We start from the raw sequence: 26,315 nt of genomic DNA, 5'->3' as shown, positions 1-26,315 counted from the left end.
TCACATGGGCCCCATGCTAGACTTGCAGGAAGGCCATGTATTCGTTGAATTAACCTATCCCCACCTTATCGGCTTAGGGTTATGTAGGGCATCACGAAGTGGCGACCTCCACACCGGACTAATGCGGGGTGGAACCGCGCACTGATCTGCAACGTAGACTTACAAATCAGACTTGCACCAATCGTGCCAAACGACATACGTGCGAAATGACAAAGTCAGGGCAAACCATGGCGAACCAAGGGCAGAGCGCCGATCGCGGTCTTGAGGGGCTGACTGCCGCCGCCAAAACTGCTGCCAGTGCCGAAGGCGCCAAAAAGGGCCTGCCTCCGGTGCATTTGTGGAATCCGCCGTTTTGTGGCGATCTCGACATCCGAATCGCGTCCGATGGTACTTGGTTCTACATGGGCACGCCAATCGGGCGTCATGCGCTGGTGCGCCTGTTCTCGACCATTCTCAAGCGCGAGGACGACAAGCATTTCCTCGTCACGCCTGTGGAGAAGGTCGGCATCCGCGTCGACGACGCGCCGTTCATGGCGGTCGAGATGCAAAAGAGCGGCGAGGACAACCATCGCGTGCTGAGCTTCCGCACCAATGTCGACGACTGGGTCACCTGCGATGCCGCGCACCGGCTGCGCTTCGAGCAGGCCAGGGACGGCGGGTTGACGCCATACTTGCATGTCCGCGCCGATCTCTGGGCCAAGGTCACCCGCGCGCTCTATTACGATCTGGTTGACATGGGCGAGGAGCGGATGGTCGATGGCCAGCCGATGTTCGGCGTCGAGTCGGCCGGCGAGTTCTTCGCCATGGCCGACGCGGAGCAGGTGAGGGCCGCACTTTGAACAAGCCTATCTCCAGAAGCGAGAAGAGCGAGCCCGTCGCTTTCGGCGCGGCGGATTTCTTCGCCCGCTCCAGGGCGAAGCTCGGCTTCGACGTTCCGCCCGGCCTGTTTGACCCGAACATCATTCCGGCCTCCGGCGATCCCGGCACCGACAAGATGCTCGAGATCGTCGCGCGCGAGCAGCCGGTGCGCCCCGCAGCCGTCCTGATCGCGGTGGTCGACCATCCCGCGCCGACCATCCTGCTGACGCAGCGCTCGACGAACCTCAACGATCACGCCGGCCAGATCGCCTTTCCCGGCGGCAAGATCGACGCGACCGATTCCTCGCCGCTCGACGCCGCGCTGCGCGAGGCCGAGGAGGAGGTCGGGCTGTCCAGAGATTTCGTCGAGCCGATCGGCTATCTCGATCTCTATGGCACCGCGTTCGGCTTCCGCATCCTGCCGACGGTCGCCAGGGTGCGGCCGGGTTTTCAGCTCACGATCAATCATTCCGAGGTTGATGACGCATTCGAAGTGCCGCTATCCTTCCTCATGAATCCGGTGAACCACCAGGTGCACAGCAAGGAATTCCGCGGCATGGAGCGGTTTTACTATGCGATGCCGTTTGCAGAGCGCTACATCTGGGGTGCGACGGCCGGAATGCTGCGTGTGCTGTATGAGCGGATCTATTCGTCATGATCCGGCCGGTTCTGACCGAGATCGGAATCTTCCTCATCCCCTTTGCCGTCTATGCGCTGTTCCTGGCCGCCACGCGATCCGGCCTGTTCGTGCAATCGTCGTGGCCGATCACCGTCGTCGCGCGCCTCATCCTGGTGGCGCTGGTGCTTGTCATCGCCGGGTTGATCGGGCTGGCGCATTTCTCCGGCGCCGCACCGAACTCGACCTACATTCCCGCCCACATCGAGCATGGCAAGCTCGTGCCGGGCAGGGACAGCTGAATGGAAAGATAAGGGCTGGACAATGAGCGCGGAGCCGATCCTTGAGCCGGTCCTTGCCGGTGCGCCCTGGCTGACCGCGGGCGGGACCGCGCGCGTCCTGCAACTGCTTAACGCCGATGGCGAGGAGGCGCGCGTGGTCGGCGGTACCGTCCGCAACGCGCTGCTCGGCCTGCCGCCGGGCGATACGGATATCGCGACCACGGCGCGCCCCGACGAGGTGGTCCGGCGCGCGAAAGCTGCCGGCATCAAGTGCGTGCCGACCGGCATCGACCACGGCACCGTCACGCTGGTCATCGACAGCGTGCCTTACGAAGTCACGACGCTGCGCGAGGATACCGAAACGTTCGGCCGCAAGGCCAGGGTTGCCTTCGGCCGCGACTGGGTGAAGGACGCCGAGCGGCGCGACTTCACCATGAACGGCCTGTCGGTCGACGCGAACGGCGTCGTCTACGATTATGTCGGCGGCATCGCGGATGCGAGAGCGCGGCGCGTGCGCTTCATCGGCGACGCCGACCAGCGCATCGCCGAGGATTACTTGCGCATCCTGCGCTTCTTCCGCATCCATGCCGCGTTCGGCGCCGGCGAGCCCGATCGCGACGGCTATCTCGCCTGCATCCGCGGGCGCGCGGGCCTTGCCGCCCTGTCGGCCGAGCGCGTGCGCATGGAGATGCTGAAATTGCTGGTGGCGGGCGGCGCATCCGCAGCCACGCTCGCGATGGCCGATGCCGGATTGCTGCAAACGCTGACCGGTGGTGTCGCCTATGCCGGGCCACTGACGGCGATGATCGCGATCGAGCAAGAGCTGCGCTTGCCGCCAAGCGTAACGCGCCGTCTCGCCGCGCTGACGGTGGCCGTGACCGAAGACGCCAAGCGTGTCGCCATGCGCTTGAGGCTCTCCAATGCCGAGGCCAAGGCGCTGGATTCGATGGGCCATCGCTGGTGGCGCTTCGCCACCAAGAACGAGGCCAATGCACGGCGGCTCCTCTACCGGCTGGGGCCTGAGCGCTATCACGACCGTGTGTTGCTGGGCTGGGCGAGGGCCGGCGGCGACGTGACCTCGTCGCGCTGGCGCGAGCTCGCGGAGCTGCCGCAACGCTGGACCGCGCCGAAATTCCCGCTGCGCGCCGCCGACTTCATTGCGCGCGGCATGGCCGAGGGACCAGCGCTCGGACATGTGTTGACACTCGCCGAGGACGCTTGGCTTGCGGCGGATTTTCCACTAGACGAGGCCGCACTCGCTTCCATCGCCGATCAAGCTGCGGCACGCATCAGCCGCGATGAGAGAACGTGACCATCGTCTCAGGCTTCGCCGACATCTCGATGTTTCAGCTTCTGCTGGTCGCGTTGATGGCGTTGTTTGCCTCGATCATCGGTGGTCTTGCCGGTTACGGCACCGGCGCGTTGATGCCGCTGGTGCTGGTGCCGCTGGTCGGTGCCGAGCCGGTGGTGCCGATCATCGCGATCTCCGCACTCTTCACCAATTCCAGCCGTGCGGTTGCCTATCTCCGCTATGCCGATCGCCGCCGTGCGCTGATCGTGCTGGCCTGCGCGGCGCTGACCACCGCGCTCGGCGCCTACGGCTATACACGCCTCACCAATGCCGGAGCTGCACTCGTGATCGGCACCATGCTGATCCTGAGCGTGCCGCTGCGCCGTGTGCTGCGCCGCCGCGAGGTCAAGATCGGCGACACCGGTCTCGCCGCAGGCTCCGTCGGCTACGGCGTGCTGGTCGGCGGCACGTCAGGCTCGGGCGTGATCCTGCTCTCGCTCTTGATGGCCGCGGGTCTCGAAGGCGCCGCCGTGATCGCGACCGATGCGATGATCTCGCTCGGCACCGGTCTGATCAAGATCTCGGTGTTCGGCCTCGCCGGCGCCGTCACCGCGCAGGTGCTCGCCTTCGCGCTCCTGATCGGCGGCATCGCCATCCCCGGCGCGTTCATGGCAAAGGCCTTCGTGGAGCGGATGCCGGTGCACATCCACACCGCGATCCTCGATGTCGCCGTGATCACCGGCGGGCTGGTGATGATCTCCGCGGCGGCGAGGCAGCTGGTCACGTAGATGGCCGGCCCGATTGGCGTTCGTGCAGCGGCCGCCGAACGCCCCGTTCATCTCTAGAAGTTGTAGTTCAGGCCGACGCGCACCAGATTGCCGTTATTACGAAATCGGTACGTGATCGTATTGCCCGCATCGCCCGGAACCGGGGCGTAATCCAGGGTGAGGTTTTGCGTGCCAAGATCGTAGTAGAGGTATTCGAACTTGGCCCTCCAGTTGTTGGCAAATGCGTATTCCAGGCCGCCACCCGCCGTCCACCCGACGCGAACCGCCGCCGAGCTGGCGCTGATCAGAAACGGGCCAGCGCCGTTTGGCACGCCAATGGTATAGATGCTGTCATCGACCTTGCCATAGGCCAGGCCGCCGGTCACGAACGCAAGCAGCCTGTTGTTCAGGGTTGTGAACCCGAGGCGACCGCGTACGGTCCCGAGCCAGCCCAGCTTTTGTGTCGCGGATTCGGTATTGGCGTCGATGATGCCGCCGCCGATGAAAGGGGTCGCCGGGAACACGCGCGTGTCGGTCTTCTTCAGGCCGCTGTAGTTGATGTCGGCTTCAATACCTGCGACCCAATTTGACCCGAATTGGAAATTGTATCCAACCTGACCCCCGCCGGTGAAAGCGGTATTGCCGACGTCGAAGCTCGGAAATTGGCCAACGGCCTGGCGCCCGGAAAAGTCAACGCCGGTGGTCGTGAATGACACGGGGTCCACCCGCCGGTCGCTCCATATGACGCCCACGTTCCCGCCCAGGTAGAACCCGGACCAGCTGTAGGCGACCGGTGCCGCTCCCGCAGGCGCCTTGTACACAGGCGCGAGATCGGCCGCGTTGGCCGAACCAGCGATCAAAATCGTGGCGATAGCAGCAGGAACCCACGTCTGCACGGACCATCTCCCGTTACCCCGTGGGCTTATCTAACCACAAGCACGGGACGATACCTGTGCACTTCAGGCAACACCTTGTGAAATAGTGCAATCCCCTCTCGGTGAGCGGGCCGCCCCTTGCTCGGTGTATGGTGCGGTTGAAGGATTGAGCTGCGAAATTGAAGTTCCGACGTCTTACCTGGCGATCAATCTCAGGAGCCACCACGATGAATGCGGTCTCAGCGCCCGACAGGATCAATCGCCCTCCAGGGAAAATCGATATCCCGTCGGCCTGGCGAGGCGCCGAGATGAAGGCCAATCCTGATCGATGGCTGATATCGCTTGCGGCCAGCGAGATCACGGAACTTGAGAACGCGGCTGAATCCTATCTCGGCAGAAGCAAAGAGATCGCCGATATCACCAGGGACAGCTTTCCGCTTCCTCGCTTCGGCGCGCACCTGGAAGGGCTCAAGACAAGGCTGCTGGCCGGCCTCGGCTTCGAAGTCATCCGCGGCCTCCCGGTGGCAAACTACAGCCAGGAGTTTGCCGCCACGATATTCTGCGGGGTGGGCGCGCATCTGGGGTCGGCGCGGTCCCAGAATGCGGCGGGTCACATTCTCGGTCACGTCCGTGACACCGGCGCCGATGCCAGGGATCCGAACACTCGGATTTATCAGACGTCGGAACGGCAAACGTTCCACACGGATTCCTCCGACGTGGTGGGACTGTTATGCATTCGCGAAGCCATGGAGGGAGGCGATTCTCTCCTCGTCAGCACGTCGACCATCTACAACGAGATGCTCGAGAGGCGTCCCGACCTTGCCGCGCTCCTGTTTGATCCCATCGCGACCGACCGGCGCGGCGAGGTGCCCGAGAACGAAAAGCCGTATCTCGAGATCCCGGTGCTGAATTGGCACGCGGGATTCCTGACCGGGTTCTATCAGCGCCAGTATATCGACAGTGCGCAGCGCTTTGCCGATGCGCCGAGACTGACGCCGGCTCACGTCGAGGCGCTCGATCTGTTCGACGCGCTCGCAAATGATACCACGCTGCATTTTGGCATGCGGCTTCAGCCGGGTGACATGCAGTTCGTCTACAATCATGCCTTGCTGCATGACCGGACCGGATTTCGTGATTGGCCCAATGCAAGCCAGAAGCGTCATTTGCTGCGCCTCTGGCTCAGCATGGAAGGTGACCGGCCGCTGCCCGATTGCTTCAAGCAGCGCTATGGTTCGATCGAGATCGGCAACCGTGGCGGCATCATCACCAAAGGTGCCAGTCTGAACGTGCCGTTGGATTGATGGTCGAAGTCAGACGACGTCGCTCGCCTCGAGCATTACGGGCTGTGCACGGTGGCCAGAAATCGCTCCTTTTCGCCAGGCGCATAACCCTGACAAGCGCCGTAATACGGTTCAGGCTTGTCACAGGAGGGGGTGGACCGGAATTGGGCCGGCGGCGGCGGTGGCGCGTAGGCAAAGCTCGAAGCGGGACCTGGTGCGAACATGCCCTGTTGGGAGTGAACGACAGCGTGCCGGTGGGCGTGATGTACCGGCGCCGCGTTCGCAACGCCGCACAGGGCGATCAAAAGGCTCAAGGCCAAAATGGAACGCATCGCTTTTTCTCCAGCTGCCCTTCGCTCCGTACGTAACGCTCGGCCGCTGAGCCCCAAGGGATAACGGCTTCACGACTGCTCACATCCCCGGCATCATGACCGAAGGGACCAGTCTGGACGTACCGTTGGATTGACGTCCGCGCGTACGCGGTTGCGGGCAGAGAAGCGGACATTAGGGGAGCCGGAGCCGAGCACTCCGATCAGCGTTGCCGTGATCAGCGCGTTCGGGGCGTCCGGGGCGGAGCCGGCTGCTGCAGCTTGAACCGCACGCGTGGGTTGACATCGCAATAGGTGTTCCACCGTCCGGACGCCGAGGCCAGGCACTGTTCTCGCGTCACATACATGCACTCGCCGGGAGCGCCGAGCTCGCCGCCAAAGACGCACCAGGGATAGTCACGCTCTGCGTGCGCTGCGGGAGCAAGCCCCGCGACCATGAAGACAACCAGCGCGGCGATCCGCATGAGATACTCCATCAGTCAGCCGAACGGCGATCGCCGTGGCTGAATGTGGCTAACGAATTGTCGCCCCAGCCGCAAGGATCAATCCAGCGTTACACGACATCGTTCCTGATGAATTGCGAAAGCTGAATCATCAGTTTTTAGGAACGCCCCACATGCGGCCTCGGTTGACGAGCACACGTCGACCTCAAACGGAGTTGAAGAATGCGAAAGACGATTTTCTCAATGGCCATGTGCGCGTTGCTGGCCGCTGCGTCGATCGGTTTCGCCCACGCGCAGGCGGGCGGCAACGGTGCAGGTGGAGGAGCCGGAGGAGCCGGCGCAGGTGCGGCCGCTGGAACAGGCGCCGCTGGCGTGGGAGGAGCCGGGTCCGCGGCCGGTAACGGATCGGGCAGCGGCACAACCGGCATGGGCGGCGGCGCTGGCAGTGCCGGGGCCGGATCCGATGGAGGCACCAACAGCGGCCAGGGCGGGCCCCAGACGCTTCGTCCCGGCAGGAGCAACGATCCCACCGGTCGCTGACATCCTCGCCGCGTGATCTGACAAGAAAAAGGAGACTGCCGAGTTGCGCTCGGCAGCTTCTTTCCTATGAGGGCGTCTTCAGATTGTTCGGACCGCCCCACCGGACATCCGTACGCGCATCTTGCAGTCCGTCAGAAGCGCGTCGTCCACCTCGCGCCCTCGCTATGGAGCGGGACCGTCAAGTCCTGTTCGATCGAACAAGAGTTGGCGTTAACGGCGCTTAACGGTTCCAGTCTGAGCGGAATCGCTTCGAAGTTTGTTAAATTTTGCTGGGTACGTCTTCCAGGCAGTGATCTGGGGGAAAGATATGAGCAAGCGGGCCAAACGTGGAAAGGCAGAGACACTCGCACTCCCAATGGTCGGCAGAGTTGCAATCGGCGCCGTGGCCGTCGCCGCATTGGGGTACAGCTTGCTGTCTCGCCCGGCGAGCGTGCCACCGATACGAAAACCCTCCGCGCACCAGGCCCTGGCGTCGTCAACTCCGGTTTACGTGTCAACGCCGGTTCATGCATCAGCGCCAGCCCCAGCTCCGATTCCTGCTCCGGCGCCTCCGGTCGAACCACCAAAGGCCGCTGACGGTCCCGGAGCATTTGTTCGGCAGGTGGTTGACTACGCCAGCCACCAGACGCCGGGGACCGTGATCATCGATACCAAGAACACATTCCTTTATTTCGTCCTGAACGACGCACAAGCGATGCGCTACGGCATCGGTGTTGGCCGCGAAGGTTTCGCATGGTCCGGTGAGCAGACCGTGGCGCGTAAGACAGAATGGCCGGATTGGCGTCCGCCTGCAGAGATGGTTGTGCGTCAGCCTTATCTGCCGCGGTTTATGGCAGGCGGTCCCGGCAACCCGCTCGGCGCCCGGGCGATGTATCTGGGCGAGACCGAGTATAGAATTCACGGCACCAACAAGCCCGACACGATCGGGAAGCGGGTTTCGTCCGGCTGTATCCGGCTGACCAACGAGGACGTCGCGGATCTCTATGAGCGGGTGAAAGTCGGAGCGAAGGTGATCGTGCTTCCGGCAACCGCTGCCCGTCGACCCTCCCAGGAAGCGCCGCCCGACGCCGCGCTCCGATCGCCAGACCCGGCATCGCCGTCGAACCGGCCCTCGGCAACCAACGCGCAGATGCTGTCTTCTGAACCGAAGATCGCCGAGGCCCGGTAACTCAATCCCTCTTCCCCGGTCTGCAACTACCCGAAGCGGTCAAGCCGATGTTTATCTAAAATTGAGCGTCTGCGGCGCGATCGGTTGACATGCAGCGTACACGCAACCAAACGATGATGTAAGCCGCGTGTGAGGTCGCGAGGAAGGTCGGTAAAATGGGTTTGGCGCTTCTAACCCTTGCGGTCGGGATCATCGCCCTCTTCGCGGCATTGGCATTCTTGCTGCTACGAGCGCCCATTGCTGCCGACAGCTCAACAAGCGAGCAAGCAATAGCTCCGGTCGAAGCAAGCTCGACCTCCCCGAGGCCGGGTGGCGCTGGTTATACGTTGATCGCTGCTGCGGGCATTGGGATCCTTTGGTTTTTTGTTTGGAAGCTGACAGCAATCACGCTGCAGTACCTGTTTGTGAGCGGAAGCTCGTCGCGAGCGTTTCCAATAGTGCCCCTGTCTTTCGCGATTTCTATAGCGGCGATGTGCGCAGTGGTTCTACTTGCACGTCACGTCAACAAATGGCCCAACTCATGACCGACGGCGAACGCTGATGCAGCGCGCGATGATGGGTATAGGCTTGGCGCTCGCACTGCTTGTAGGTCTCTATTTCTACGGATCGCCGCAATACAGAGAACTGAAGAATGCGTGCATTGAAACCGGCATGGACCATTCGGATGCTCCATCGGACGATGATCTGCACCGCTTGTGGATGGCTTGCCGCAAGATAGGCTTTGGCGCTCCGTGATGAAACGAGGCAGGCGGATAAGGTCGGCTTGTGGCCCGTTTGAGATATGCCCACCAGCTCCGAGAATTTCGTTCACCCGGATAGACCCGAAGTCGCCAAGGTCCGGCCAAACCGACGCGAATGACCCGAAACGGAAACCGCGGCCGTAGGCTAAGTGAGCGATTGAGGCGATTTTGAACGTTCTTCGTAGTGAGAAGAACGGCAAATCTGGTATTGTCGTGGGCCCATCAGCGAGGCGATACGCTCATGTTCAAGGTGCTGGACTGGTTTAGATCGCACCCCGTACTGATCGGCCCCGCTCTGCTGCTGACGTCAATCGCGGCGGTTCTGTATTTGTTTATTGACCCCATCACCGTCCTGTTTGTCGCGGTCGTTTCTCTTGCCGCTGGTTTCGCCGCGCTGGTTGACCCAAAGACATACTCCCGTAAGCCGCCAACCGGAACGCACCAGCGTTGAGTGATCTCGGAAGTTCGCTTCTGGCAGAGCCGTGACGTTGCAGTGATTGGAATTACGGTGCACCGTGATAGCCCTCATCTGTGGCGAATGAGATATTATCGGACCGTCCGGTTGAGGTGGCTCAATCATGCTCAAGCTCGCTCCGCCAGTTTGGACGTTGATCTTCATCCTGCTCTGTGTCGCGCTGAGCTGGTTACTGCACTGGCCGGCAATTCCTGGCCTGCCGTTGCCAGCGCTGGGACTGGCGTTGGTGGGACTTGCGTTCATCCCGCCCGTCCTGGCTTTCCTCCTGTTCCGGAGCGAGGATACCGAAATCAATCCGGTGTCGCCGACCAACCGCAAACTCGTCACGCGCGGTCCCTACCGCTTCACCCGCAACCCGATGTATTTGGGCCTCGTCACTCTCGCTCTCGGCATTGCAATATGGATCGGCGCCTGGCCGATGTTCATCGCGCCCGTTGCCGTCTTCGCGACCGTCAACTGGGTCCACATCCCCTTCGAGGAGGCCAAAATGCGCCGCCAGTTCGGCACGGCCTATGATGACTATGTCGCGCGGGTGCGGCGCTGGCTGTGAGACGCCGGCCGTGCGTGCGCAGTGAGCGGATATCCTCAAGCCGGAATTACGGTGCAGTCCGGCACTGACGCCGTAATCGTGTCACCGTAATCTTAGGCATCCACCACGCCAGCAAGCTGGTGTGCACGCTGCCGAGCCAGTCGCGAGTGGTTTGGATCGGCGCGTTGGTCATCGCCTGTTATGCACAGCAGGCGGCCGCACCCGGTTCACCGGAGCGCACCGCCTGGATCGGCGGACACGGCACCGAGCCGTAGGAGCAGAACACGCAGCAATCGCCCGACTTGGGCTTCAGCTTTGTGCCGCAGCCGGTGCATTCATAGAAGAACTGGCAGGCATCGGTCGGCATGGTCTCCGATTTCGCGGCGGCGCAGTGCGGACAGGTGATGGTCGATTGAAGCAGCATCGGATCAGCTCTTGGGCGCGGACGGATAACCCGCCTTCGTGGTCGCCGATGTCAGTTGGTTCACATCGGCCTTGGCGTCGTCATAGATGACCGTTGCCGTCCTGTCCTTGAAGGACACAGCAACCTTGGCAACACCGGGCACGGCTTCGAGGCTACCTTTGACGATGGAGGGGCAGGCCGCGCAATCCATATTGTTCACGGCCAAGGTGATCGTCTTGTCGGCGGCCATCGCTGCTGGTGAGGCGATGATGGCGGCGGCACAGGCCGCGAGGGCGAGGATCTTGTTCATTGGGAATCTCCGGTTACGAATTGAGAAAGAGCGGTGCGATGAAGTCGAGGGCGAGCGCGGCGACGACGAGAATGGTTGCGAGGATGAGGCCCGTTTTGACGAGACGATTTGGCAACGGGCGCGCGCAGGCCTCGCCATCGGCGCAGGCGCGCATTGAGGATCGGTAGACCAGCCAATAGCCGTACCCGAGGAACGCAAGTGTCGCGGTGAGGAAGTACGGCTGGTAGGGGGCAAGCCGAGTGAAGTTCCCGATCCATGCTCCGCTGACCCCAAGACCGAACAGGGCGAGGGGCAAGATGCAACACGACGAAGCCGCGAGGGCCCCAACAAGGCCGCCGGCCGCCATGAGGGTTTGCCGCCGATCGTCGGCGATGTGATCAGCTTGCTTGATCATGATGGGCTAAACCATGCATCCTGTAGCGACTACAGGATCAAGGACTATTTCATGCGCACCATCACGCCTTCGGGAGCCGAAAGCATCTCAATTGGTGAGCTGTCCAGGGATAGCGGCGTGAACATTGAGACCATCCGCTATTACGAGCGGATCAAAATGTTGCCGGCGCCGCCCCGAACCGCAAGCGGTCGACGGGCATACGGACCAGCCGAAAAACGCACATTGGCTTTCATCCGGCGTTCCCGCGACCTCGGATTCACTCTCGAGGAGATTCGCGCCTTGCTGGTCTTAGGAGGGCCGGAGCGCGCTTCGTGTGCCGATGTGCACAAGATTGCCAGCACGCATCTGGCGAACGTTCGCAATAAACTCTCGGATCTTGTCAAGCTTGAAGCCATCTTGGCAGATACGGTCGCGCAATGCTCCGACGGCGCTACGCCCGACTGCCCGGTGCTCGACATTCTCGATGCCGGCAGGCAGAGCGCCTAGGCTCGGCCGATGTTTGACGCGCGTCGGGCTGCGCAAGTCCGATGGCCCATCAGCGAAGTAGCGGCGCACCTTGTTGAGGTCCGCTTGTTGAGGCATGGCGGACTAGATTTGCTCACGTTGAGTTCTTCGCATTTTGACCCAAAGCGGGCGTAGGGCAGGAACGCGCTGAAGTCGGCTTCTGACCGGAAGCGCCCATCACCCTTCCGGCACGCCAGCGAGGCGAAAGCCTTCACACGTGCGCTTGAGCCCGGCAAGAAAAGCCGGGTTGTCACTTTGTTGAGCAGCGACAAAACGACGGATGGTGAAACCTGAGTTGAGCGCAAGTCCCGTTCTCGCAGCAGTTCGCGCCTCATCGAGCGCGCCGGTCAGGCCCAACGCTGCGGCGAGCGACAAATGAGCGATAGGAAAGTTGCGGTTCGCCTCAGTGCTTTGTCGTAGCCAATTGACGGCTTCGACGTCCAAAACAAGCTGTAGCTTCGCCACGCCCACAAAACACGTCCACTGGTAGGCTTCAACGTCGCGAGGGGAGAGACGTAAAGCCTCGCGTATATGGCCTTCGGTCTCGGCAGCGCGACCCAAATAGAATTTGGCAAAACCAAGGGCGGCATGAGAGTTGGCCCTATTCGAGTCCAGCGCCAACGCATGCTCGAATTCACGGATGCCTTGGGCGGCCCGGTTCGTAAAGATCTGGACCCAACCCCGCGCCGAGTGGGCTGAAGTATAGTTCGGCCTGATCGACAATGCCTTATTCACCATCGCCTCAGCCGCTGCAAACCGCGCAGGCCCATCATCCGTGGTAAAGCTGGACCCAATTGCCGTATCAACAGTCGCCAGGCCAATCATTGCTTCGACGTTGCCGGGGTCGAACTCCAGAGCGCGTTCGAAGAAACTCCGCGCCTGCGTTACGTCTTCAGGGCTAAACCCCTTCATCAACCAGGCCCGGCCCTGGAAGTACAAGTCCATCGCATCGGGATGCAGCGTACGCTCGGCTCGTCGCGCCTCAGCCACGATGAGCTGCGCACCTAATGTATTGGCGAGCCTCGATACGATTTCGTCCTGCATGTCGAACAGGTTGACGACAGGTTTCTCGAAGCGCTCGGCCCAAAGATGCTGGCCGCTCCTGGCATCGATCAACTGCACGTTCATCCGAAGCCGCTTGCCACTGCGTTGCACTGAACCTTCGAATACGTAGCGAACGTTTAATTCGCGGCCGACTTGCCGTACATCGACTGGTCTACCCTTGTATGAGACGGCACTGTTTACAAATGAACCACTGATGCGCGACAAGTCCGTGGTCAAACTCTCGGTTACACCATCGACAAAGTAATCCTGCTCGGGGTCACCACTGAGGTTGACGAAAGGCAGCACGACGATTGAAAGACGCGGCGTTGAAAGCGGGCCCTGGCTTGCGCGTTCAACCTGTGTCGCGGAGCTTGGCCCATCCCGGACCACTGCATAAGTCCGGACCGGAAGGGCGATGTTTTTGAGGTTCTGCTCGCCCAAATCAGCGAACTCAACGCCGATTTTACCTCTGACGTGATCATGCACGGAAGACGAGATGCAGATACCACCTGGCTCTGCGATGCTTTCAAGCCGCGCCGCAATGTTCACACCGTCCCCAAAAATGTCATGCGGCTCAACTATTACGTCGCCTATATTGATCCCCGCCCGAAAGGCAATGCGATCGTCTTTGGCCTCGTCGATCGTAAGTTCGTGAGTCCGGGTCTGGAACTGCATCGCAGCTCTAACCGCCTCTACCGCGCTGGCAAACTCCGCCAAAAACCCATCGCCTGTGTTCTTCACGACGCGGCCACCGTGCTCGGCGATTGCTGGGTATACAGCCTCCACTAGGAGCGTCATTAGTTTGGCATGCGTACCCTCCTCGTCATGGTGCATGAGCCGCGAATAGCCCGCCACGTCGGCGGCCAAAATCGCCGACAATCTGCGCTCGACCCGCGACGGCCGCTCTTGCGCCATGAATACAGACCTTTCGACCTGCACGTTCTACGACAAATCCGGCTGCCGCGCCACGACCACTCAATCGAGTTCCCGAAGAAGGCAATAGTAGCGGCTTGATCAATCGGAATGGCCTCCAATCGGTTGCCCGTTCAGCCCAAAATCCGGGCGCGCGCCTAAGAAAAGCTTTGCCCATTGCTCGCCGTCGCAGACCGCCGCGCTGCCATGGACGGCCGCGTAGCGTTACCAAGGATTAATTTCTTCGACAGGAGACGGAAAGAAACGATCTGCTAAGATGGATTCGGCGGAGGAGCATCGCTATGCGCCGCAGCTCAATCCTGCACGCTGTTTCCGCAGCCGCTCTGTTCCTGGGATCCAGCCTCATCTCGGAAGCATCCGCCGAGACCCCCGGCCACGCCCTGGCTGTCTCCGTCGACGATTTCAAATATAAAGACACGTCGAACGAGCCAACCGATCAGACGGCCGTGCATGAAAAGCGATTGCGGGCCTTCATGACCGCGCTGCGGGACGATGTCACGGCGGACCACCGTTTTGAGCTTGTGCCGTCCTCCTGCGCTTCAAATTGTCCGACCGATGGACCGACGTTGCGCGATCGGCTGCGCGCGGCGTCACAGGACGGCGCACAGATCCTGATCATCGGCGGCTTTCATAAGATGAGCACGCTGGTGCAGTTTGCGCAGACCGTTGCTATCGATACAAAATCCCAGCGCATCCTGTTTAGGAAATACTTCCAGTTCCGCGGCGACAACGACGAGGCATGGCAGCGGGTGGAGCGCTTTGTATCGGAGGAGGTTCGCGACCGGCTGCTTGAAAGCACATCGCAGCAATAGACTGTGCATGGCACCGTTAGTCCGCTGCTGGCCCATCAGCGAAGTAGCGGCGCACCTCGTCGAGGTCCGCTGAGTGAGGCATGGCGGACTAGATTTGCGCAGGTCGAGTATTTCGCATTTTGACCCATTCGGACATCGGACCCTGTCAGCGCCTGAGCTGAGAGCCATGGATGGTTGCCCCAGCACCTGGGCTGCGATAGGCGTTTCGCGAGGCCTTTATTCCGCGAGGTTAACATGAGACGACGCGATTTCGTAGCCGGCCTTGGCGCCGCAGCGTTGCCTTTGCCGGCGCGCGCTCAATCGAAGAACGATCATATCGCCCGCGTCGCATACTTAGGTGTTGGTAGCCCGGGCGCCTTCGATCCTCGGCAGATCGCAGGGTTCAAACAAGGTCTGCTCGAGAATGGTCTTGTAGAGGGCAGAACGATTGAGGTTGATTACCTGTGGGGCGAAGGCGATCCAAACCGCGTCAAAGAGCTGGCAGCAGCTCTCGGACAGCGCGATCTCGACGTCATCATCACTGCCGGCTCAGAGGCGACACTTGCGCTCATCGCCACTGGAACCAAGACGCCCATTGTATTTGCAATCATCAGTGATCCGATTGGGACGGGAGTCGTTCAGAGCCTCAGCCGACCCGGCGGCAATGTCACCGGTTTGGCGATGTCTGGCACAGATTTGGAATCCAAACGGGTGGAAGTGTTGAAGGAGGCTGTACCAGCAGCTACAAGGATCATGGTCCTGCACGACCCGAAGGTAGGGCAGGCCGGAGTGGCTGAAGTACAGGTGACTGCGCGTGCGCTCAAGCTTGAACCAATGATCGTACAGGTCGCTGATCCCGGCGAATTTGACGGTGCATTCGCGCACGCGAAGGAACAAGGCGCGGATGCGCTTGTAACGATGGCATCTCCCTTCCTGAACTATAATCGCAAGCGACTGATCGAGTTGGCAGGACGCTATCGATTGGCATCGATTTGGTATGGCGCTGCCTTCGTCAGAGAGGGAGGGCTGCTATCGTACGGTCCGAGCTTTCCGGATATGTACCGCCGGTCGGCCGGCTACGTGGCAAAAATTATCGGGGGCGCAAAGCCCGCCGACATCCCGGTTGAACAACCTGTAAAGTTTGAGATGGTCATAAATCTCAAGACCTCAAAGGCGCTCGGGCTCGAAATTCCAGCGGTGCTGATCGCTCGCGCCGACGAGGTGATCGAATAGCAGGCCATATCAGCAGATGCCCTTCCGCGACATCCAGCGATGTCCGCTCTTCGCCGTTGCTGGCAGAGAAGCGGACATCGGGGCGGGAGCGAAGCGCTCCGATCTAACGAGGATGCGGTCCTAGGCGCGGCTACTCGTCGTCCTCGTCGTCTTCTTCCTCGTCTTCGTCGTCCTCGTCGTCGATTTCCAGGCGCTCGAGCGTGGCCAGCGGCAGCGTCTCGCGGAACAGATCGCCCTCCGAGCCCATCCAGAGACAGACGATGTCGTCGCCCTTCACCTCTGCGACGGTCAGCGGCTGGCCGCCGGATTTCAGCATTACGACGTCGCCGGTTTTCAGTTCCATGAATGGTCCTTTCGGGTTGATCGACGGGAGCGGAGCCTAGCAAGCCGTGATGACACGCCGATCACGGGCTATGGACCCGTGAAGTGCGCCGGCTTGCGTGGACTGCGAAACGTCGATGGCAGAGTTCGCGTGGGAGATCGCTCGATATTCGCTTCAGGATTATTCCGTCCCAGGCGCGGCGATGGTGGCATCATGCGCCTGTTTTGCCCGACGCGTCAACTGATTTCGTAAAATCAGCAGTCATGTTCTGTTTGGCGGCAAGCTGTTGAATTCGCGGTCACGTCCTACTGTGCATGGGGTTGTTTTCGAGATTTCAGCCCGGCACCAGCTCGGTCAGCGAGCGGATGATGCGGTCGGGCCTGACGGTCGAGCCTGCGGGCAGACCGTCGCCGTGCACGTCGATCCAGATCGCATAGATGCCGAGCCGCTGCGGCGTCACGACCTCCCATTCCAGATTGTCGCCGATCATCCAGGTGTCCTCGGCGGCGACGCCGAGCGCCTCCATCGCGTGCAGATAGGCGCGCTCCTCCGGCTTGCCGAAGCCGTGCTCGCCCTCGATCTGGATGTGATCGAAGCGATGGGTCAGCTCGAAGCGCTCGACCTTGGCGCGCTGCATGTCGGCGGCGCCGTTGGTGACCAGCGCGAGCTTGACGCCGTGCGCCTTCAACGCGTCGATCGCATCATGCGCGCCCGGGAAAACGAAGATCGCTTCCTCGCGATAGGTGGTGAAGCGGTCGGCGAGGCGCGCGGCGAGATCGTCGGAGAGGGCGCGATGGCCGTTAGCGGCGAGCGCGGCGAAGCCGCCGCGCACCGTGAGCCGCCGCGCCTCGCCGAGCTTCATCCGCCACGCAGCTTCCGCGCTCGACCAGAACTGCCGCGCATAGGCCAGCACGGCCGTGGCGACCTCTCGCGGCGGCAGCGGCGCGAGCTCGTCGGCGAATTCTTCCGCGATCGTGTTCCAGGCGATCTCGGGCCGGCCATAGGCCGACAGGATGGTGTCGTCCATGTCGATCAGCATGGCGCGGGGGAGAGGTTTCACTACGGTCATGGCCACTTCACCTCCGGCGGCAGCGACGACAGGATCGAATCCACATTGCCGCCGGTCTTGAGGCCGAAGATGGTGCCGCGGTCGTAGAGCAGGTTGAACTCGACATAGCGTCCGCGGCGGATCAATTGCTCCTCGCGATCCTCGGTGGTCCAGGTGCTAGCGAAATTGCGCCTGACGATGTCGGGATAGATCTTCAGGAATGCGCGGCCGACGTCTTGCGTGAAGGCGAGGTCGGCATCCCAGTCGCCGCTGTCGTGCCAGTCGTAGAAGATGCCGCCGACGCCGCGCGCCTCTTTCCGGTGCGGCAGATAAAAATACTCGTCGCACCACTTCTTGTACTTGTCGTAATCGGCAACGCCGCTGGGCTGGTCGCAGGCCTGCTTCATCGCGGCGTGGAAGGCGATTGTGTCCGCGTCCTCCTGCGTGCGTCGGCGGTCGAGCACCGGCGTGAGATCGGCGCCGCCGCCGAACCACGCCTTGGTGGTGACGACGAAGCGCGTGTTCATGTGCACCGCCGGTACGTGCGGATTGCGCATGTGCGCGATCAGCGAGATGCCGGAGGCCCAGAAGCGCGGGTCTTCAGCCGCGCCCGGAATCTGCGCGCGAAACTCGGGCGCGAACTCGCCATGCACGGTCGAGCAATGCACGCCGACCTTCTCGAACAGGCGGCCCGACATCACCGACATCACGCCGCCGCCGCCGGCCGCCCCGCTGTGATCGGTGCGCTGCCAGGGCGTGCGCGCAAAGCGGCCGGCCTCGCCGGGATAGAGGTTTTGCGGCGCGTCGTCCTCGAGCCGCTCGAAGTTTTCGCAGATGTCGTCGCGCAGGCGCTCGAACCAGATGCGGGCGCGGGCCTTGCGGTCTTCGATCAAGCTCGGGTCCAATGTGGATGTCATGCCGTCAGCCTTGCGGACCGTAATAGGTGCAGCTCTCGTTGCAACTGTCGCGGTGGATGCTGACGCGGGTGAGCTTGCCGATATGGGCGAGCCGCTCCCAGACGAAGCGCGAGAGATTTTCCAGCGTCGGGGTGCCGAGCGCCTCGATCTTGTTGAGGAACTTGTGGTCGAGCGTTAGCCGCACCTCCTCGATGGCGCGCTGGAGCAGGCCGAGATCGACCACCATGCCGGTCGCAGGGTCGGGCGTGCCGCGCACCGTCACCTCGGCGCGGAAGGAGTGGCCGTGGATCTCTTCGCTCGCAGCACCAAAGGTCGTTCCCGGCAGCGAATGCGCCGCCTCGAAGCGGAACGATTTCGTCAATTCCCACATCTGTCCGTCAACCCGTCCTATCTGATGCCGAGCGATTTATGCGTCTGCACGCTCAGCCGCCATTGCGGATGGCGCAGGCAATAGTCGATCGCGCGCGCGGTGTTCTCTGCGATTTCGGGCCCGTCCATCGGCTGCAGCGAGAAGCGCTCAAAGGCGAGGCTCTCGAAACTCTCGGGTGCAGCGAGGGTCTGCGGATAGACCAGCTTCAGCTCGTGCCCCTGGCGCAGCAGCAGCTCGCTGCCGCCCTTGGGGCTGACGCAGATCCAGTCGAGTCCCTCCGGCGGCGCGACCGTGCCGTTGGTCTCGACGCCGATCTCGAAGCCGCGGACATGGAGCGCCGCGACTAGCGCGTCATCGACCTGCAGCAGGGGCTCACCGCCGGTCAGCACCACGTAGCGGTTGGAGGCCGCTCCGGTCCATTGCGCCGCGATGGTGTCGGCGAGTTCCGCAGCCGAGCCGTAACGGCCGCCGAGCGTGCCGTCGGTGCCGACGAAATCCGTGTCGCAGAACTGACATGTGGCCTCGCCGCGGTCGGCCTCGCGGCCGCTCCAGAGGTTGCAGCCGGCAAAACGGCAGAACACGGACGCGCGCCCGGCATGGGCGCCTTCGCCTTGCAGGGTCAGGAAGATTTCCTTGACCGCGTAACTCACTGGTCTCTCCTTGTCATATCAATCGAACGGGTTCCGGACCTGCCGCAGCGCTTCGCCTGCGGCTATCGCCGCGCTCATGGCGACATTGAGCGACCGCAGCCCGGGCGTGATCGGGATCACCAGCCGCGCATCCGCGGCCTCGACCACCGCATCGGTGACACCGGCGCTCTCGCGCCCGAATAGCAGGATGTCAGACATCTGGTAACGGAAATCGCGGTAGTCGGTGGCACCTTTGGTGGTGAACAGCAGCAGGCGGTTGCCTTGGCCCACGCGCCACTCCTCGAATTTCGACCAGGAATCGTGCCTGACGATGCTGACATGGTCGAGGTAGTCCATTCCCGCCCGGCGGAAATGCCGGTCGGAGACCGGGAAGCCGGCCGGCTCGATGATGTGGGCGGCGATGCCCAGACAGGCGCACAGGCGCAGAATCGTGCCGGTGTTCTGGGGGATGTCGGGTTGGAAAAGTGCGATCTGCATGAGCAGCGGTCGGTCGGTTGTGGGTCGGAAATGTTTCAATAAAACATCGCCAGCCGCGGAATTCGTGCATTGCACGCTCCTGCGCGGTTAGCGGGCTTGCGCTCGTCCTGCAAGGGTGCCAATAGAACGATTCTGGACTGCTGTTTTCGCCTTGTTTTGGTGGGGACTAGCCAAGTTCTGCCGCCGCGGGGGGCCGCGGGCGCCGGCAGGCTGTTCCGGGGACCTTGGGGGCTCCCGGAGCGGTTCCGTCGGCAGCATAAGAAGAAAGGGTTGGAATCGTGACGACAGCGTCTTCGGCGGACCATCCGACACGCCGTGATTTCTTATTCGTTGCAACGGGGGCAGCTGCAGCAGTAGGGGGCGCGGCCGCGCTCTGGCCCTTTATCTCCCAAATGAATCCTGACGCCTCGACCATCGCCGCCGGTGCGCCGATCGAGGTCGATCTGAGCCCGGTCGCCGAGGGGCAGGACATCAAGGTGTTCTGGCGCGGCAAGCCGATCTACATCAGCCACCGCACCAAGAAGCAGATCGACGAGGCGCGCGCCGTTCCCGTGGCGAGCCTGCCCGACCCGCAGTCCGACGAGGCCCGGGTCAAGTCCGGCCATGACCAGTGGCTGGTCGTGATCGGCATCTGCACCCATCTCGGCTGCATCCCGATCGCCCATGAAGGCAATTACGACGGGTTCTTCTGCCCCTGCCATGGTTCGCAGTACGATTCGTCCGGCCGCATCCGCCAGGGGCCCGCGCCTGCGAACCTGCCGGTGCCGCCGTACCAGTTCGTTTCCGACACCAAAATCCAGATCGGCTGAGCTTCGGACCCGCGTCCGAAGCCTCGAACCGTCTTGTCGTATTATTTCCTCAGGATCGCATCATGAGCGGACCATCCGACTACCAGCCGAGCAATCCGGCCCTGCAATGGATCGAGCGGCGCCTGCCGATCCTGGGTCTCGTCCATTCCTCCTTCGTCGTCTATCCCACCCCGCGCAACCTGAACTACTGGTGGACCTTCGGCGCCATCCTCTCCTTCATGCTCGGGGTGCAGATCCTGACCGGCGTGATCCTGGCGATGCACTACACGCCGCACGCCGATTTCGCCTTCAAGTCGGTCGAGCTGATCGTCCGTGACGTCAATTACGGCTGGCTGCTCCGCAACATGCACGCGGTCGGCGCATCGATGTTCTTTGTCGCGGTCTACGTCCATATGTTCCGTGGCATCTATTACGGCTCCTACAAGGAGCCGCGTGAGGTGCTCTGGATCCTCGGCGTCATCATCTACCTCCTGATGATGGCGACAGGCTTCATGGGCTACGTGCTGCCGTGGGGTCAGATGAGCTTCTGGGGCGCCACCGTCATCACCAATTTGTTCTCCGCCATTCCCTATGTCGGCGAGAGCATCGTGACGCTGCTGTGGGGCGGCTATTCGGTCGGCAACCCGACGCTGAACCGCTTCTTCTCGCTGCACTACCTGCTGCCGTTCCTGATCGCGGGCGTTGTCGTGCTCCACGTCTGGGCGCTGCACGTGGCCGGCCAGAACAATCCTGACGGCGTCGAGCCGAAGACGGAAAAGGACACGGTGCCGTTCACGCCGCATGCGACCATCAAGGACGGCTTCGGCGTTGCCTGCTTCCTGCTGCTCTACGCCTGGTTCATCTTCTACATGCCGAACTATCTCGGCGACGCCGACAACTACATTCCGGCGAACCCGGGCGTGACGCCGCCGCACATCGTGCCGGAATGGTATTACCTGCCGTTCTACGCGATCCTGCGCTCGATCCCGAACAAGCTCGCGGGCGTGATCGCGATGTTCTCGGCGATCATCATCCTGTGCTTCCTGCCCTGGCTCGATGCCGCCAAGACCCGGTCGTCGAAGTACCGTCCGCTGGCCAAGCAGTTCTTCTGGATCTTCGTTGTGGTCTGCATCCTGCTCGGCTATCTCGGCGCGCAGCCGCCGGAAGGCATCTACGTGATCGCCGGCCGGGTCCTGACGGTCTGCTACTTTGCCTACTTCCTGATCGTGCTGCCGCTGCTCGCGCGCATCGAGACGCCGCGGCCGGTGCCGAACTCGATCTCGGAGGCGATCCTCGCCAAGAGCGGCAAGGCCGTGGCCTCTATCATGGTCGCGCTTGTCGCTGCCGGCGCGCTGTTCGTCGGCACCTTGCAGGATGTCCGCGCAGAGGAAGGCGGCACCAAGCCGCCGGGCAACAAGTGGTCGTTCGCGGGCCCTTTTGGCACCTATGACCGCGGTGCGCTCCAGCGCGGCCTGAAGGTTTACAAGGAGGTCTGCTCCAACTGTCACGGCCTGTCCTACATCGCCTTCCGCAACCTCGCGGAAGCCGGTGGCCCTGGCTATTCGGTGGCGCAGGCGGCGGCGTTTGCCTCCGACTACAAGATCAAGGACGGTCCGAACGACCAGGGCGAAATGTTCGAGCGTCCGGGCCGGCCGGCCGACTACTTTCCCTCGCCGTTCCCGAACGAGCAGGCAGCCCGCGCGGCGAACGGCGGCGCAGCGCCGCCCGATTTGTCGCTGATCACCAAGGCGCGCTCCTATGGCCGCGGCTTCCCGATGTTCATCATCGACTTCTTCAGCCAGTACCAGGAGCAGGGTCCGGACTATGTCGCGGCGGTGCTCCAGGGCTTCGAGGACAAGGCGCCGGAAGGCGTGGCCATCCCGGAAGGCTCCTACTACAACAAGTACTTCCCGGGCCACGCCATCAAGATGCCGAAGCCGCTCAGCGACGGCCAGGTGACCTATGACGACGGCTCGCCGGCGACGGTTGCGCAGTATGCCAAGGACGTCACCACGTTCCTGATGTGGACCGCCGAGCCGCACATGGAAGCGCGCAAGCGCCTCGGCCTCCAGGTGTTCGTGTTCCTGATCATCTTCGCGTTCCTGATGTACTTCACCAAGAAGAAGGTCTGGGCCGACTCGCACTGAGCCGCGCACGCGAGACGAGAATGAAAAGGCCCCCGAAAAGGGGGCCTTTTTGTTGGACACGAGCGTGTGTTGTTTGGCGCGATTGCCTATCGCGCGCGCAGCCGCCAAAATACCCCAACCATTCCCCAGAAACTCGTCGGAGGACACCATGGGAACAGCGATCACCTTCAAGCGCCCGGACGGCAAGGACGCATCGGGCTATCTCGCCAATGCCGCACGCGGCAATGCGCCGGGCGTGGTGGTGATCCAGGAATGGTGGGGACTGTCGGACCAGATCAAGGGCCTGTGCGACCGCTTTGCGCTCGCGGGCTTCGATGCGCTGGCGCCCGATCTCTACAAGGGCAAGGTCGTGCCGTATCACGACACTGACGCGGCCGGCAAAGAGATGAACTCGCTCGACTTCATGGACGCCACCACGCAGACGGTGCGCGGCGCCACGCAATATCTGTCGCGCAATGGCGCCAAGGTCGGGCTAACAGGCTTCTGCCTCGGCGGCGCCGTCACCATCATCGGCTCGGTGCACGTGCCGGAGCTCGCCGCCGGCGTCGTGTTCTACGGCATCCCGCCGGAGCAGGCGGCCAAGCCCGCCGACGTCCAAATCCCGCTGCAGGCCCATTTCGCCAACAAGGACGATTGGTGCACGCCGGAGCTGGTCAACGGCTTCGAGAAGGCGATGAAGGCCGCCGGCAAGTCGCTGGAGCTGTTCCGCTATGACGCCGAGCACGCCTTTGTCAACGAGCAGCGCCAGGCCGTGCACGACCGCGAAGCCGCCGAGCTCGCCTGGGGCAGGGCGACGGAGTTTTTCCGGAAGCATCTGGGGTAGGAGAACGGGTCGTTTTCTGCCTGCAGTTGGTATATATTCCGCCCATGACAAAGGTCTTGGAAGATGTGATCGAAAAGGTGAGGAGGCTGCCGGAAGATCAGCAAGCCTACGTCGCCGAGGTGCTTGAACAGATCGTCGCCAACGACGGCGATCTGTTCATTGTGCCCGACGAACATCATGCGGCGGTGCTTGAAGGACTTGAGCAAGCCGAGCGGGGCGAATTCGCGACCGATCAGGAAATGGCCGCGCTCTGGAAGAAGTGCGGGCTGTGAAGCTACGGTACGCTCGGCGTGCCCGCACTGATATCGACGAATTCATGAATATATCGCGCAGCACGACAAGCGTGCTGCCACCTCAGTCGTGCGACGTATCCGGTCCGCCAGCCAATTGCTTGCGAAATATCCGGGCCTCGGTCGTGCGACTGATATGACCAGCGTTCGGGTGTTTCCGATCGTCCCATTCCCGTACCTGATCTATTACCGCGTTACCAATGATGCGCTGGAGGTTATCCATGTGCGTCATGGAAGGCGCGATGAGCCGAAACCGGGCGAACTGCTGTGATCCGGCGACCTTGCCACGGGGGAGCCTGCCCACCCTTGACGCCGCCCCCGCGCCATGGTGAGTATCCGGCCATGAGCACCGCAGCCGGCCCATCCCGTCGTTGGTGGCGCACCTCCTAAGAGGTGGCCGGTGCGATTTCTTTTCCCAGAATCGTCGAAGGTCGCCAGCACAGCGCGGCGGCCTGATCGTTTGTCCTGTGTGGCGTTCCCTCGGCAAGTTTCGTAAGAGGACCCCATGAACAGGACCGTCTTTGCCCTCCCGGCCAGAAGCGACTATGTGACCCGCGCAGGTCTCGCGATCACGCGCGTGGCGGAGCAGTTTACCGGCGGCGCCAACCGGCTCGACGATCTCGTCAGCCTGCTCGACCGCCGCCGCGGCGTGGTGCTGTCGTCGGGCACGACCGTGCCCGGCCGCTACGAGAGCTTTGACCTCGGCTTCTCCGATCCGCCGCTCAAGCTCGAGACCGTTGGCGTCAATTTCAAGCTGGAAGCGCTCAACGAGCGCGGCCAGGTGCTGATCGCCTTCCTCGCTGACGTCCTGCGCGAGCCCTGCGTGGTGATCTCCGAGAAGACGCAATCGCACCTCGCCGGCCACATCATCCGCGGCGATGCGCCGATCGAGGAGGACCAGCGCACGCGTCGCGCCAGCGTGATGTCACTGGTGCGCGACCTCGTCGCCGCCTTCTCCGCCAATGACGACGGGCTGCTCGGCCTGTTCGGCGCCTTCGCCTACGACCTCGTGTTCCAGATCGAGGACCTCGTCCAGAAGCGTCCGCGCGAAACTGATCAGCGCGACATCGTGCTCTACGTTCCCGACCGCCTCCTCGCCTATGACCGTGCCACCGGCCGCGGCGTGGTGATCAGTTACGATTTCGCGTGGAACGGCAAATCCACTGAAGGCCTGCCGCGCGAGACCGCCGAGAGCCCGTACCAGAAGACGCCGCGCCAGGGCTTTGCCGATCACGCGCCCGGCGAATATCAGGCCACGGTGGAGACCGCGCGCGCGGCCTTTGCCCGCGGCGATCTATTCGAGGCCGTGCCCGGCCAGCTCTTCGCCGAGCCCTGCGACCGTTCGCCGGCAGAGGTGTTCCAGCGCCTTTGCGTCATCAACCCGTCGCCCTACGGCGCGCTGATGAATCTCGGCGACGGCGAATTCCTTGTGTCGGCCTCGCCGGAAATGTTCGTGCGCTCCGACGGGCGCCGCGTCGAGACCTGTCCGATCTCGGGCACGATCGCGCGCGGTACCGATGCGATCGGCGATGCCGAGCAGATCCGCCAGCTCCTGAACTCGGAGAAAGACGAGTTCGAGCTCAACATGTGCACCGACGTCGATCGCAACGACAAGGCGCGCGTCTGTGTCCCCGGCACGATCAAGGTCTTGGCGCGCCGGCAGATCGAGACCTATTCAAAACTGTTCCACACCGTCGATCATGTCGAGGGCATGCTGCGTCCCGGCTTCGATGCGCTCGACGCCTTTCTCACCCATGCCTGGGCCGTCACCGTGACCGGTGCGCCAAAGCTGTGGGCGATGCAGTTCGTCGAGGATCATGAGCGCTCGCCGCGGCGTTGGTACGCCGGCGCGATCGGCGCGGTGAACTTCGATGGCAGCATCAACACCGGTCTCACCATCCGCACCATCCGCATGAAGGATGGTCTCGCCGAGGTCCGCGTCGGCGCCACCTGTCTTTTCGATTCTGATCCGGCCGCGGAAGACCGCGAATGCCAGGTCAAGGCCGCAGCCCTTTTCCAGGCGCTGCGAGGCGATCCGCCGAAGCCGCTGTCGGCGTTTGCGCCCGATGCCACCGGTTCGGGCAAGCGCGTGCTGCTGATCGACCACGACGACAGCTTCGTGCACATGCTCGCCGATTATTTCCGCCAGGTCGGCGCCAGCGTCACCGTGGTCCGCTATGTGCATGCGCTCGACATGCTCAAGCAGAAGAGGTGGGATTTGCTGGTGCTGTCGCCCGGCCCGGGCCGCCCGGAAGATTTCGGGATCAAGACAACCATCGACGCGGCGCTGGAGAACAAGCTGCCGGTGTTCGGCGTCTGCCTTGGCGTCCAGGCGATCGGCGAATATTTCGGCGGTGAGCTCGGCCAGCTCACCCATCCCGCGCATGGCCGGCCCTCGCGTGTGCAGGTGCGCGGCGGGCGCCTGATGCGCAATCTGCCGAATGAGATCGTGATCGGCCGCTATCATTCGCTCTTCGTCGAGCGCGACAGCATGCCGGACGTTCTGAGCGTCACCGCCAGCACCGAGGACGGCGTCGCCATGGCGCTGGAGCACAAGACCTTGCCGGTCGCCGGCGTGCAATTCCACCCGGAATCGCTGATGTCGCTCAGCAACGAGGTGGGATTGCGTATTGTCGAGAATGCGTTCCGGCTGGATGCGCCGGTCAATTGAGAGGCACC

At 62.5% G+C, this 26,315-nt stretch carries 31 protein-coding genes; 19 read left to right on the top strand and 12 right to left on the bottom strand.

All coding sequences use genetic code 11. The features are described 5' to 3' along the window. Window positions 1-227: 227 nt before the first annotated feature. Genes ABIC09_RS25485 through ABIC09_RS25465 form a run of 5 tightly spaced genes read left to right on the top strand, consistent with a single transcriptional unit; the run spans window position 228 to window position 3,834 of the window. Window positions 228-839, top strand: coding sequence for a DUF1285 domain-containing protein (locus tag ABIC09_RS25485; protein ID WP_354033691.1), 612 nt, complete (start codon window positions 228-230; stop codon window positions 837-839). Beyond that, window positions 836-1,516: a CoA pyrophosphatase gene (locus ABIC09_RS25480; RefSeq protein WP_354110988.1), complete on the top strand. Its 681-nt coding sequence runs from the start codon at window positions 836-838 to the stop codon at window positions 1,514-1,516. The genes ABIC09_RS25485 and ABIC09_RS25480 overlap by 4 nt, the downstream gene beginning before the upstream one ends. Beyond that, on the top strand, window positions 1,513-1,776 hold the full coding sequence (locus tag ABIC09_RS25475; protein WP_148755630.1) for a DUF6111 family protein: 264 nt from the start codon (window positions 1,513-1,515) through the stop codon (window positions 1,774-1,776). Before ABIC09_RS25480 ends, ABIC09_RS25475 begins: the two co-directional genes overlap by 4 nt. Before the next feature lie 22 nt (window positions 1,777-1,798). Then, entirely contained in the window at window positions 1,799-3,067 is a 1,269-nt protein-coding gene (locus ABIC09_RS25470; protein WP_354110987.1) for a CCA tRNA nucleotidyltransferase, read from the top strand. Then, window positions 3,064-3,834 (top strand): sulfite exporter TauE/SafE family protein, encoded by a 771-nt coding sequence (locus ABIC09_RS25465; protein ID WP_148755632.1) that lies wholly within the window; start codon window positions 3,064-3,066, stop codon window positions 3,832-3,834. The genes ABIC09_RS25470 and ABIC09_RS25465 overlap by 4 nt, the downstream gene beginning before the upstream one ends. A 53-nt stretch (window positions 3,835-3,887) precedes the next feature. On the opposite strand, the gene ABIC09_RS25460 is transcribed toward ABIC09_RS25465, so the two are convergent. Further along, the gene (locus ABIC09_RS25460; RefSeq protein ID WP_354110986.1) at window positions 3,888-4,709 is read right to left on the bottom strand and encodes an outer membrane protein; all 822 of its coding nucleotides are present in this window, start codon (window positions 4,707-4,709) and stop codon (window positions 3,888-3,890) included. A gap of 206 nt (window positions 4,710-4,915) precedes the next feature. On the opposite strand from ABIC09_RS25460, the gene ABIC09_RS25455 reads away from it, so the two are divergent. Further along, window positions 4,916-5,989, top strand: coding sequence for a TauD/TfdA family dioxygenase (locus ABIC09_RS25455; protein WP_354110985.1), 1,074 nt, complete (start codon window positions 4,916-4,918; stop codon window positions 5,987-5,989). A gap of 526 nt (window positions 5,990-6,515) precedes the next feature. On the opposite strand, the gene ABIC09_RS25450 is transcribed toward ABIC09_RS25455, so the two are convergent. After that, window positions 6,516-6,761, bottom strand: coding sequence for a DUF3551 domain-containing protein (locus ABIC09_RS25450; protein WP_354033684.1), 246 nt, complete (start codon window positions 6,759-6,761; stop codon window positions 6,516-6,518). Window positions 6,762-7,587: 826 nt separating this feature from the next. Here ABIC09_RS25450 and ABIC09_RS25445 point away from each other — a divergent pair. The 4 genes from ABIC09_RS25445 to ABIC09_RS25430 all read left to right on the top strand — a co-directional run bounded on the left by ABIC09_RS25445 (window position 7,588) and on the right by ABIC09_RS25430 (window position 10,213). Further along, the gene (locus ABIC09_RS25445) at window positions 7,588-8,448 is read left to right on the top strand and encodes a L,D-transpeptidase (RefSeq protein WP_354110984.1); all 861 of its coding nucleotides are present in this window, start codon (window positions 7,588-7,590) and stop codon (window positions 8,446-8,448) included. 540 nt (window positions 8,449-8,988) lie between these two features. After that, window positions 8,989-9,183, top strand: coding sequence for a hypothetical protein (locus ABIC09_RS25440; RefSeq protein ID WP_354110983.1), 195 nt, complete (start codon window positions 8,989-8,991; stop codon window positions 9,181-9,183). Between the two features lie 246 nt (window positions 9,184-9,429). Further along, window positions 9,430-9,639 (top strand): hypothetical protein, encoded by a 210-nt coding sequence (locus tag ABIC09_RS25435; protein ID WP_354110982.1) that lies wholly within the window; start codon window positions 9,430-9,432, stop codon window positions 9,637-9,639. A gap of 127 nt (window positions 9,640-9,766) precedes the next feature. After that, window positions 9,767-10,213 carry a methyltransferase family protein gene (locus ABIC09_RS25430; protein WP_354110981.1) on the top strand — a complete coding sequence of 149 codons (447 nt, stop codon included), beginning with the start codon at window positions 9,767-9,769 and terminating at the stop codon, window positions 10,211-10,213. A 178-nt stretch (window positions 10,214-10,391) separates the two neighbouring features. Here ABIC09_RS25430 and ABIC09_RS25425 read toward each other — a convergent pair whose 3' ends face one another. From ABIC09_RS25425 to ABIC09_RS25415, 3 genes are read right to left on the bottom strand one after another with little or no spacing between them, the layout of a single operon-like run. Further along, window positions 10,392-10,616: a GDCCVxC domain-containing (seleno)protein gene (locus ABIC09_RS25425; RefSeq protein ID WP_354110980.1), complete on the bottom strand. Its 225-nt coding sequence runs from the start codon at window positions 10,614-10,616 to the stop codon at window positions 10,392-10,394. 4 nt (window positions 10,617-10,620) lie between these two features. Then, window positions 10,621-10,905, bottom strand: a complete 285-nt coding sequence (gene merP / locus ABIC09_RS25420) for a mercury resistance system periplasmic binding protein MerP (protein WP_354110979.1) — start codon at window positions 10,903-10,905, stop codon at window positions 10,621-10,623. Window positions 10,906-10,918: 13 nt separating this feature from the next. Continuing rightward, entirely contained in the window at window positions 10,919-11,299 is a 381-nt protein-coding gene (locus ABIC09_RS25415; protein WP_354110978.1) for a mercuric transporter MerT family protein, read from the bottom strand. Between the two features lie 51 nt (window positions 11,300-11,350). On the opposite strand from ABIC09_RS25415, the gene ABIC09_RS25410 reads away from it, so the two are divergent. Further along, window positions 11,351-11,785 carry a MerR family transcriptional regulator gene (locus ABIC09_RS25410; RefSeq protein WP_354110977.1) on the top strand — a complete coding sequence of 145 codons (435 nt, stop codon included), beginning with the start codon at window positions 11,351-11,353 and terminating at the stop codon, window positions 11,783-11,785. A 195-nt stretch (window positions 11,786-11,980) separates the two neighbouring features. Here the strand turns inward: ABIC09_RS25410 and ABIC09_RS25405 are convergent, their stop codons facing one another. Then, on the bottom strand, window positions 11,981-13,762 hold the full coding sequence (locus ABIC09_RS25405; RefSeq protein ID WP_354110976.1) for an adenylate/guanylate cyclase domain-containing protein: 1,782 nt from the start codon (window positions 13,760-13,762) through the stop codon (window positions 11,981-11,983). A 299-nt stretch (window positions 13,763-14,061) separates the two neighbouring features. Here ABIC09_RS25405 and ABIC09_RS25400 point away from each other — a divergent pair, with 299 nt between their 5' ends. Beyond that, on the top strand, window positions 14,062-14,592 hold the full coding sequence (locus tag ABIC09_RS25400; protein ID WP_148750116.1) for a DUF2380 domain-containing protein: 531 nt from the start codon (window positions 14,062-14,064) through the stop codon (window positions 14,590-14,592). A gap of 234 nt (window positions 14,593-14,826) precedes the next feature. After that, a complete protein-coding gene (locus tag ABIC09_RS25395) occupies window positions 14,827-15,804 on the top strand; it encodes an ABC transporter substrate-binding protein (RefSeq protein WP_354110975.1) in 978 nt (325 codons plus the stop codon). 130 nt (window positions 15,805-15,934) lie between these two features. On the opposite strand, the gene ABIC09_RS25390 is transcribed toward ABIC09_RS25395, so the two are convergent. The 6 genes from ABIC09_RS25390 to ABIC09_RS25365 all read right to left on the bottom strand — a co-directional run bounded on the left by ABIC09_RS25390 (window position 15,935) and on the right by ABIC09_RS25365 (window position 19,588). Then, window positions 15,935-16,147, bottom strand: coding sequence for a YodC family protein (locus tag ABIC09_RS25390; RefSeq protein ID WP_354033672.1), 213 nt, complete (start codon window positions 16,145-16,147; stop codon window positions 15,935-15,937). A 313-nt stretch (window positions 16,148-16,460) separates the two neighbouring features. Continuing rightward, window positions 16,461-17,201: an HAD family hydrolase gene (locus ABIC09_RS25385; protein WP_502917701.1), complete on the bottom strand. Its 741-nt coding sequence runs from the start codon at window positions 17,199-17,201 to the stop codon at window positions 16,461-16,463. Beyond that, the gene (gene hemF, locus ABIC09_RS25380; RefSeq protein ID WP_354110973.1) at window positions 17,192-18,091 is read right to left on the bottom strand and encodes an oxygen-dependent coproporphyrinogen oxidase; all 900 of its coding nucleotides are present in this window, start codon (window positions 18,089-18,091) and stop codon (window positions 17,192-17,194) included. Before hemF ends, ABIC09_RS25385 begins: the two co-directional genes overlap by 10 nt. A 4-nt stretch (window positions 18,092-18,095) precedes the next feature. Further along, entirely contained in the window at window positions 18,096-18,461 is a 366-nt protein-coding gene (locus tag ABIC09_RS25375; protein ID WP_354110972.1) for a 6-pyruvoyl trahydropterin synthase family protein, read from the bottom strand. Window positions 18,462-18,478: 17 nt separating this feature from the next. After that, the gene (queE, locus tag ABIC09_RS25370) at window positions 18,479-19,111 is read right to left on the bottom strand and encodes a 7-carboxy-7-deazaguanine synthase (protein WP_354110971.1); all 633 of its coding nucleotides are present in this window, start codon (window positions 19,109-19,111) and stop codon (window positions 18,479-18,481) included. Window positions 19,112-19,129: 18 nt separating this feature from the next. Further along, window positions 19,130-19,588 carry a tRNA (cytidine(34)-2'-O)-methyltransferase gene (locus tag ABIC09_RS25365; RefSeq protein WP_354110970.1) on the bottom strand — a complete coding sequence of 153 codons (459 nt, stop codon included), beginning with the start codon at window positions 19,586-19,588 and terminating at the stop codon, window positions 19,130-19,132. Window positions 19,589-19,866: 278 nt separating this feature from the next. Here ABIC09_RS25365 and petA point away from each other — a divergent pair, with 278 nt between their 5' ends. The 6 genes from petA (at window position 19,867) to ABIC09_RS25335 (ending at window position 26,307) form a co-directional block, all read left to right on the top strand. Next, a complete protein-coding gene (petA, locus tag ABIC09_RS25360; RefSeq protein ID WP_148750101.1) occupies window positions 19,867-20,397 on the top strand; it encodes a ubiquinol-cytochrome c reductase iron-sulfur subunit in 531 nt (176 codons plus the stop codon). 62 nt (window positions 20,398-20,459) lie between these two features. After that, window positions 20,460-22,523, top strand: coding sequence for a cytochrome b/c1 (gene fbcH / locus ABIC09_RS25355; protein WP_354110969.1), 2,064 nt, complete (start codon window positions 20,460-20,462; stop codon window positions 22,521-22,523). A gap of 148 nt (window positions 22,524-22,671) precedes the next feature. Further along, window positions 22,672-23,346, top strand: a complete 675-nt coding sequence (locus ABIC09_RS25350) for a dienelactone hydrolase family protein (protein ID WP_354110968.1) — start codon at window positions 22,672-22,674, stop codon at window positions 23,344-23,346. Window positions 23,347-23,402: 56 nt separating this feature from the next. Beyond that, a complete protein-coding gene (locus ABIC09_RS25345) occupies window positions 23,403-23,618 on the top strand; it encodes a hypothetical protein (RefSeq protein ID WP_354110967.1) in 216 nt (71 codons plus the stop codon). 40 nt (window positions 23,619-23,658) lie between these two features. Further along, window positions 23,659-23,907: a type II toxin-antitoxin system RelE/ParE family toxin gene (locus tag ABIC09_RS25340; RefSeq protein ID WP_354111037.1), complete on the top strand. Its 249-nt coding sequence runs from the start codon at window positions 23,659-23,661 to the stop codon at window positions 23,905-23,907. 234 nt (window positions 23,908-24,141) lie between these two features. After that, window positions 24,142-26,307: an anthranilate synthase component I gene (locus ABIC09_RS25335; protein ID WP_354110966.1), complete on the top strand. Its 2,166-nt coding sequence runs from the start codon at window positions 24,142-24,144 to the stop codon at window positions 26,305-26,307. Window positions 26,308-26,315 lie beyond the last annotated feature (8 nt).

The organism is Bradyrhizobium sp. S3.12.5, from assembly GCF_040548225.1.
Lineage (GTDB): Bacteria > Pseudomonadota > Alphaproteobacteria > Rhizobiales > Xanthobacteraceae > Bradyrhizobium > Bradyrhizobium cytisi.
This window is presented reverse-complemented; position numbering and strand designations above follow the sequence as displayed.

What these genes read in the sequence shown, in the direction of transcription:
- ABIC09_RS25485 (WP_354033691.1), top strand. Translation starts at nt 228, where the DNA reads ATGGCGAACCAAGGGCAGAGCGCCGATCGCGGTCTTGAGGGGCTGACT.
- ABIC09_RS25475 (WP_148755630.1), top strand. Translation starts at nt 1,513, where the DNA reads ATGATCCGGCCGGTTCTGACCGAGATCGGAATCTTCCTCATCCCCTTT.
- ABIC09_RS25470 (WP_354110987.1), top strand. Translation starts at nt 1,799, where the DNA reads ATGAGCGCGGAGCCGATCCTTGAGCCGGTCCTTGCCGGTGCGCCCTGG.
- ABIC09_RS25455 (WP_354110985.1), top strand. Translation starts at nt 4,916, where the DNA reads ATGAATGCGGTCTCAGCGCCCGACAGGATCAATCGCCCTCCAGGGAAA.
- ABIC09_RS25450 (WP_354033684.1), bottom strand. Translation starts at nt 6,761, where the DNA reads ATGCGGATCGCCGCGCTGGTTGTCTTCATGGTCGCGGGGCTTGCTCCC.
- ABIC09_RS25445 (WP_354110984.1), top strand. Translation starts at nt 7,588, where the DNA reads ATGAGCAAGCGGGCCAAACGTGGAAAGGCAGAGACACTCGCACTCCCA.
- ABIC09_RS25440 (WP_354110983.1), top strand. Translation starts at nt 8,989, where the DNA reads ATGCAGCGCGCGATGATGGGTATAGGCTTGGCGCTCGCACTGCTTGTA.
- ABIC09_RS25435 (WP_354110982.1), top strand. Translation starts at nt 9,430, where the DNA reads ATGTTCAAGGTGCTGGACTGGTTTAGATCGCACCCCGTACTGATCGGC.
- ABIC09_RS25430 (WP_354110981.1), top strand. Translation starts at nt 9,767, where the DNA reads ATGCTCAAGCTCGCTCCGCCAGTTTGGACGTTGATCTTCATCCTGCTC.
- ABIC09_RS25425 (WP_354110980.1), bottom strand. Translation starts at nt 10,616, where the DNA reads ATGCTGCTTCAATCGACCATCACCTGTCCGCACTGCGCCGCCGCGAAA.
- merP (WP_354110979.1), bottom strand. Translation starts at nt 10,905, where the DNA reads ATGAACAAGATCCTCGCCCTCGCGGCCTGTGCCGCCGCCATCATCGCC.
- ABIC09_RS25415 (WP_354110978.1), bottom strand. Translation starts at nt 11,299, where the DNA reads ATGATCAAGCAAGCTGATCACATCGCCGACGATCGGCGGCAAACCCTC.
- ABIC09_RS25410 (WP_354110977.1), top strand. Translation starts at nt 11,351, where the DNA reads ATGCGCACCATCACGCCTTCGGGAGCCGAAAGCATCTCAATTGGTGAG.
- ABIC09_RS25405 (WP_354110976.1), bottom strand. Translation starts at nt 13,762, where the DNA reads ATGGCGCAAGAGCGGCCGTCGCGGGTCGAGCGCAGATTGTCGGCGATT.
- ABIC09_RS25400 (WP_148750116.1), top strand. Translation starts at nt 14,062, where the DNA reads ATGCGCCGCAGCTCAATCCTGCACGCTGTTTCCGCAGCCGCTCTGTTC.
- ABIC09_RS25395 (WP_354110975.1), top strand. Translation starts at nt 14,827, where the DNA reads ATGAGACGACGCGATTTCGTAGCCGGCCTTGGCGCCGCAGCGTTGCCT.
- ABIC09_RS25390 (WP_354033672.1), bottom strand. Translation starts at nt 16,147, where the DNA reads ATGGAACTGAAAACCGGCGACGTCGTAATGCTGAAATCCGGCGGCCAG.
- hemF (WP_354110973.1), bottom strand. Translation starts at nt 18,091, where the DNA reads ATGACATCCACATTGGACCCGAGCTTGATCGAAGACCGCAAGGCCCGC.
- ABIC09_RS25375 (WP_354110972.1), bottom strand. Translation starts at nt 18,461, where the DNA reads ATGTGGGAATTGACGAAATCGTTCCGCTTCGAGGCGGCGCATTCGCTG.
- ABIC09_RS25365 (WP_354110970.1), bottom strand. Translation starts at nt 19,588, where the DNA reads ATGCAGATCGCACTTTTCCAACCCGACATCCCCCAGAACACCGGCACG.
- fbcH (WP_354110969.1), top strand. Translation starts at nt 20,460, where the DNA reads ATGAGCGGACCATCCGACTACCAGCCGAGCAATCCGGCCCTGCAATGG.
- ABIC09_RS25350 (WP_354110968.1), top strand. Translation starts at nt 22,672, where the DNA reads ATGGGAACAGCGATCACCTTCAAGCGCCCGGACGGCAAGGACGCATCG.
- ABIC09_RS25335 (WP_354110966.1), top strand. Translation starts at nt 24,142, where the DNA reads ATGAACAGGACCGTCTTTGCCCTCCCGGCCAGAAGCGACTATGTGACC.